The sequence below is a fragment of the Psychromonas aquimarina ATCC BAA-1526 genome, assembly GCF_000428725.1.
GTDB classification, from domain to species: Bacteria; Pseudomonadota; Gammaproteobacteria; order Enterobacterales; family Psychromonadaceae; genus Psychromonas; species Psychromonas aquimarina.
This window is the reverse complement of sequence record NZ_AUAM01000028.1, coordinates 59,272-65,979: the sequence shown is the minus strand read 5'-3', so window position 1 is coordinate 65,979 and position 6,708 is coordinate 59,272. Positions and strand designations below refer to the sequence as shown.

The following is a 6,708-nucleotide window of genomic DNA, read 5'->3' as shown; positions in this document are numbered from 1 at the left end:
AGTCCCGTCCACTCCGCCAATTTCTTTTAATCTTTCAATGCCGGTACTGCAACAGTGGATTTTTAACAGATAAATATTTCTCCGAACACAAAAAAACGCCAGACGGCGTTTTTTTATTTATATAAAGCAGAGCCTAATACAGCTACTCTTTCCTGATCCAGGACGCTGGATCATCATCCAGCGATGAACTCATAGGCTCTAAACTTAAGCCGCCGCTTTTTTTCGAATTTTCTTCGGCAGCTTCGGCGATTCCGCCCTTATGCAGTTTAAATTTAAGCGCAATATTAGTCGGTGAATCAGAGTATTTAGTTGCTTCCTCTTCAGTGATCCGCCCTTCAACAGCTAAATCAAATAATGCACCGTCAAAAGTCTGCATACCTAAGGATTTGGATTTTTCCATTACATCTTTTAATAAACCAAGCTCCCCTTTTTTTATCATATCACGCACTGTTAAGGTGCCCATCATCACTTCAACAGCGGCGCATCGTTTACCGTCAACAGTGGGAATTAAGCGTTGTGAGATAAATGATTTTAAATTATTACCCAGATCATTTAACAGCTGCGGACGGCGCTCTTCAGGGAAAAAGTTAATAATACGATCCAGTGCCTGATTGGCATTATTGGCATGCAGAGTCGATATTGCTAAATGCCCGGTTTCCGAAAACGCTAAGGCGTGCTCCATGGTTTCACGATCCCGTATTTCACCAATGAGAATAACATCCGGTGCCTGACGCAGCGTATTTTTTAAGGCTGCATGAAAACTTCGTGTATCAACCCCGACTTCTCGCTGATTAATAATACTTTTTTTATGCTTATGCACATATTCAACGGGATCTTCGATGGTGATAATGTGACCGGAGGAGTTGCTGTTGCGGTAATCGATCAAAGCAGCCAGTGATGTAGATTTACCAGATCCCGTGCCGCCGATAAATAAAACCAGACCGCGCTTAGTCATAATCACTTCTTTAAGCACTTCCGGTAATCTCAAGTCTTCAAATTTAGGAATTTCTACTTTGATATTACGTGCAACAATAGATACTTCGTTACGCTGCTTAAAAATATTAACCCGAAAACGCCCGACATTGGAAATTGAAATAGCCAGATTCATTTCTAATTCTGACGAAAATGCAGTTCTTTGTTCATCGTCCATTATTGAATCAGCAATAACGGCGACTTCTCCTGCCTGAAATGGTTCATTAGTCAGCGGTTTTAACACACCTTGAAATTTAGCTGCGGGCGGCGCACCTGTTGCCAGGTAAAGATCTGAACCATCTTTACTCGACAAAATATTGAGCATTTGTTCAAATTCCATCTTTATACTCCTAATTCTTAAATTGTTCCTGAGTATCCCATTTACACCTTCAACAAAACACACTAACCATTTGATTTTTTAAACAATTTTTTATAAACACAACCTATAAAGAAGCATCACTCACCAGCTTATTAAAAGCGGCAGTATCTTCGCGCATTTGTGCCTTGGTCGGCTCTGTTAATAATGGATTCTCCAGTTTAATAATTGTTCTGTCTTTGATCGCTAATCTTTTTAATGTCTGCGAAAATTTAGCTTTAAATATAGCCTCATATTCACCATTCTCTTTTAACAGATTAAGTCCTTTTTCTAAGCGCACTGCCAGTTCAGGATCCGCTTTGTTAACAAAATAATAAAGCGGAAGCGGGTAATAAATAATTAAACTCTTTTCTATTTCCAGTCCTTTATAACTGTGCGCATAATGCTCCTGTACAATTTCATTTGCCCCCCGAGAGAAACAGTCAAACCGTCCAGCCTCTAACTGATTAAACAGGAGATCATACTTTTTGCCTTTCCATACAGTTAAACCGTTGGCCTCCATTATCTCTGTATCAGGCCAGTCCTGATGCTGTCCAATCATTAATTTACTGTTAATTAAATCATCGAGGCTAGAAATGAACGTAAAATCAGCTTGATCTGCTCTACGGATCAAGCAGATACGATAGCTTAGCAGGGAGCCGGTCACAGGGATGCGCACCGGAATAGCAATCTCTTCTCTGTATTTATTAGGAGCAAACACAGCCACCTGTACATTTCCCTGAACAGCCAGTTTTTTTATAACCCGCCCCTGCTCCATTCTCTCTGATGGAACAATCTGAAAAGGGCCGTATTCATCGGCAGTTACCTGTAATGCTCTTTTTAATAAATCCGGCACCATGGAGTTCGGGTGAGTCAAAAGCCGATCCCAGACAATAATCGGCTGTGCATACAGCCGCCCGGCAAACAGCAGAATAACAATAATAAAACAGCGCCCGACACTATCCATAGTTAAGTACCTTAATGATCCGCAACTATCAACAGTATGGAAGTGCTTATGCAGATCTTCCACTATTATTTGCTTCCTGTATTTATAAAAAGCGCTTCTAAAAACTCACTTTAACAAAGTAAATTACTACTTAAATTCCCCTGTTTTCTAATATGCAAAACATACAAGATCAGAAATACTTCGATATATAAAATTCATCTCCAGTTAAAAAAGTCAATTCCAAGCAAAAGTCGAACTGCTCACAAAAACAACAGTTAATCAAATATTCAAGATCCTGGTCACGTTTTCTTATGATTAAAACATGATCTAAGGCCTCTTTACTGGCTAACAATTAACCGCATTTAACATACCATTAACATCATCTTTTATTTGTATGCAAATAGTCTTTTCTAACGAGATAAATTTACCTGAATAAAACAGAGAATAGATTTTATTTCCAGAAACACTGCTGCATATCAAAAGTACATGTTCTTACCGATAAAGCGTTACTTACTTAGAGGGAAAAAGAATGAGTTTTAAAAATGACGACAAAGCAAAAAGGTACTGGAACGAGAATATAAAACTCGTTTTATCTTTATTAACGATTTGGGCCGCCGTGTCTTTCGGGTGCGGCATTCTCTTAGTTGATCTGTTAAACGAAATACATTTTATGGGCTTTAAGCTCGGCTTCTGGTTTGCCCAGCAGGGCTCCATGTATGTATTTGTTGTACTTATTTTTGTCTACGCGGCAAAAGCAAATGCACTTGATGAAAAATATGATGTACATGAAGATTAAGGAATAACTATGGAAGTTCAAACGTTAACTTATTTAATTGTCGGCATTACTTTTGCCCTGTATATCGGAATAGCCGTGTGGAGCCGCGCAGGTTCAACTAAAGAGTTTTATGTCGCAGGCGGCGGCGTACCTCCTGTTATGAACGGTATGGCCACAGCTGCAGACTGGATGTCAGCGGCATCATTTATATCACTTGCCGGTATCGTTTCTTTTACCGGATATGACGGCTCGGTATACCTGATGGGCTGGACAGGCGGCTATGTATTACTCGCCCTGTTAATGGCGCCGTACCTGCGTAAGTTCGGTAAATTCACCGTACCGGATTTTGTCGGAGATCGTTATTATTCACAAGCTGCGCGTACAGTTGCCGTGGTCTGCGCTATTTTCATCAGCTTTACCTATATCGCAGGGCAGATGCGCGGTGTAGGTGTTGTATTTTCCCGCTTCCTAGAGGTGGATGTTGATACCGGTGTTTATATAGGTATGGCGGTGGTTTTCTTTTATGCCGTTTTAGGCGGTATGAAAGGTATAACCTACACCCAGGTTGCTCAATACTGCGTATTAATTTTTGCCTTTATGGTACCGGCGATCTTTCTATCGGTGATGATGACAGGACACATCATTCCGCAGCTGGGATTCGGTTCTGAATTAGTGGATGCGGCCGGTAATAATAGCGGTGTGTTTTTATTAGATAAATTAGACGGCTTATCGGCACAATTAGGCTTTGCACAGTATACTGAAGGCTCAAAGAGCATGATTGATGTGTTCTTTATCACAGGTGCGCTGATGTTTGGTACTGCCGGTCTGCCGCATGTTATAGTGCGCTTCTTTACTGTACCGCGGGTAAAAGATGCGCGAAGTTCTGCGGGCTGGGCATTAGTTTTTATCGCTATTATGTACACTACAATTCCGGCGTTAGCGGCATTCTCCCGGGTAAATATGATTGAAACGGTCAACGGACCGGACGGTCAGGGGGTTGAATATGCACAGGCACCGAGCTGGATCAGCAGCTGGGAAAAAACCGGCTTAATTGAGTTTGATGATAAAAACGGCGACGGTAAAATGTTTTACACTAACGGTGAAAACAATGAGATGAAGATAGACCGGGATATCATCGTCTTAGCAACACCTGAGATAGCCAGTTTACCCGCCTGGGTTATTGCATTAGTAGCCGCCGGCGGTCTTGCGGCAGCCCTTTCCACTTCGGCAGGTTTACTGTTAGTTATATCAACATCCGTTTCTCATGATCTGCTTAAGAAGAATCTGATGCCTGATATTTCCGATAAAAAAGAGCTGATGTTTGCACGAACGGCAGCCGCTGTGGGTATCGTTATTGCCGGATACTTTGGAATCAATCCGCCGGGATTTGTGGCAGCCGTGGTAGCGTTTGCATTTGGTCTGGCCGCCTCCTCTTTATTTCCGGCAATCACCATGGGTATCTTCTCCAAGAAGATGAATAAGGAGGGAGCCATTGCCGGTATGCTCGCTGGTTTAACATTTACAGCCGCTTATATAATCTACTTCAAATTTGTAAATCCAGGTGCTAATACGCCTGAAAACTGGTTATTTGCAATTTCACCTGAAGGTATTGGTTTATTCGGCATGCTGATAAACTTTGCAGCTGCAATAGCGGTTTGTAAAATAACCACAGCAGTGCCTGCATCTGTGCAGGATATGGTCGAGTCCATCCGCTTTCCGAAAGGATCCGGAGAAGCCCGGGATCACTAGGCTTCATTTAGCTGAAAAGCGCTTCGGCGCTTTTTTACTTAATTAGTATTAACAACAGGTGCTTTATGGATGCCAGCGAACTTCAGCCGGTGCGTGATTTTATAAGCTCGTTACCGCCGTTTGACAGATTAAGTGAACAGTCACTACGTCAGTGCTGCATCTCATTGTCAGTTGTTTATTACAGCAGAAATGAGCAGTTTGTTGATGTAGACACTAATGAACGCCAGCTTTATATCGTACGCAGCGGCGCCTTTGAAGTGATCACCGAACAGGGAGAGTTAATTGACCGCATCAGCGACGGCCAGTATTTCGGCTTCAGCGGTATGTTATCGGGTGAAAAAGTCGTTAATAAGGTACGTATTTTAGAAGATGCACTGGTCTATCTGTTACCAGTTAAAATATTTGATCAGTTACGGGCTGCCAGCTCTCAGTTTGATCGTTTTTTCAATCAGGCTTTTGCACAACGTTTACGCCATCAGGGAGCGATAAATAATAAAAACATTAATACCAGTAGAATCTCATCATTAATTTCTGCAGATTTAATCAGCATAGACAGTTTTTCAACCATCCGGCAGGCGGCCGAGTTAATGTCGGAAAAACGAGTCTCTTCACTGCTGATCATCGATAGCAATAAACTTAGCGGCATTATTACCGATCGCGATTTACGCAGCCGCGTATTAGCAAAAGGGTTAGACAGTCAGACATTAATTAAACAAGTGATGACAGCAGATCCCGTTACTTCCCATAAAAATGCACTTATTTTTGAAGCCATGCTGCAGATGAGTGAGCACAGCATCCATCATTTACCTATTATCGAAGACGGCAGGCCGACTGGCATGCTGACCAGTACCGATATTATGCGCAGCCAGAGTTCGCAGCCCTTACTGTTGATAGGTCAAATAGGCCGTCAGAACAGTCAGGAGGAATTAATCGCAGTCAGTAAACAAATTCCTCAGCTGCTGCAGAACCTAATCAGCAGCGATGCACAGGCGCAGGAAATAGGACGAATATTAACCTCAGTAACCGATGCCCTGACACGCAGGTTAATTATTATTATTCAAAATGAGATCGGCGAAGCACCGATGCAGTTCTGCTGGTTAGCTTTCGGTTCACAGGCTCGACAGGATCAGGCCGGCGGATCAGATCAGGACAATGCTTTACTGCTTGAATATGATCCGGATAGCGAAGCACTGCTGTATTTTCAGAAACTATCACAGGCAGTATGCACAGGTTTAGATGCCTGCGGTTACAGCAGCTGCCCTGGGGATATAATGGCCACTAACAAAAAATGGCAGTTAACCCTAAAACAATGGGAAAATGAGTTTTCTAAATGGATAAACACTCCGCAGCCGACAGCCCTTGTTAACGTGGCAATATTTTTTGATATGCGCTGTATCTTCGGCTGCAGCTCGCTTTTTGAGTCTCTGCACAATAAGGTAGTTAACAAAACAAAAAACAACGACATTTTTTTAGCCGCCATGACAGGTAATGCACTGCAGCAGCCACCACCGCTTGGCTTTTTTAAAGACTTTGTGCTTGAACGTGACGGCAGCGAAGTAAAAGGAATTGATTTAAAACATAAAGGCACAGCACTAATTAACGATATAACACGCATCTATGCGCTGGCAGCCGGCATTAAAGAAGTAAATACTCACAAGCGTTTATTATTATTAAAAGAAAGTAAATTCATAAACCAACAAGATGCGCTTAATCTGATTGATGCCTATGAGTTTATTGCCCATAAACGTTTGAGTAACCAGGGTTATCAATACAGCCGTTCGCAGCCGCTTTCAAACTATCTGCTGCCGGAAAATCTGTCAGCTTTAGCCCGCCATCAGCTCAAGGATGCCTTTAAAGCTGTGCATGAAGCTCAGGCTGGAATAAAACTTAAATTTCTAAGGCAGTTTTAAA

Annotated in this window: 5 protein-coding genes; 3 read left to right on the top strand and 2 right to left on the bottom strand. The window is 42.2% G+C overall.

The genetic code is table 11. The features are described from left to right. Positions 1 to 142: 142 nt before the first annotated feature. Both G337_RS26145 and G337_RS0111975 read right to left on the bottom strand, forming a co-directional pair. Positions 143 to 1,312, bottom strand: a complete 1,170-nt coding sequence (locus G337_RS26145; RefSeq protein WP_037027388.1) for a PilT/PilU family type 4a pilus ATPase — start codon at positions 1,310 to 1,312, stop codon at positions 143 to 145. 103 nt (positions 1,313 to 1,415) lie between these two features. Next, positions 1,416 to 2,294, bottom strand: coding sequence for a substrate-binding periplasmic protein (locus G337_RS0111975; protein WP_037027387.1), 879 nt, complete (start codon positions 2,292 to 2,294; stop codon positions 1,416 to 1,418). A gap of 508 nt (positions 2,295 to 2,802) precedes the next feature. Between G337_RS0111975 and G337_RS0111970 the strand changes: the two genes are divergently transcribed. The 3 genes from G337_RS0111970 to G337_RS0111960 all read left to right on the top strand — a co-directional run bounded on the left by G337_RS0111970 (position 2,803) and on the right by G337_RS0111960 (position 6,707). Further along, positions 2,803 to 3,069, top strand: coding sequence for a DUF4212 domain-containing protein (locus G337_RS0111970; protein ID WP_028864097.1), 267 nt, complete (start codon positions 2,803 to 2,805; stop codon positions 3,067 to 3,069). A gap of 9 nt (positions 3,070 to 3,078) precedes the next feature. Further along, positions 3,079 to 4,797, top strand: a complete 1,719-nt coding sequence (locus tag G337_RS0111965) for a sodium:solute symporter family protein (RefSeq protein ID WP_028864096.1) — start codon at positions 3,079 to 3,081, stop codon at positions 4,795 to 4,797. Between the two features lie 65 nt (positions 4,798 to 4,862). Next, entirely contained in the window at positions 4,863 to 6,707 is a 1,845-nt protein-coding gene (locus G337_RS0111960) for a DUF294 nucleotidyltransferase-like domain-containing protein (RefSeq protein ID WP_028864095.1), read from the top strand. The last annotated feature ends 1 nt before the right edge of the window (position 6,708 follow it).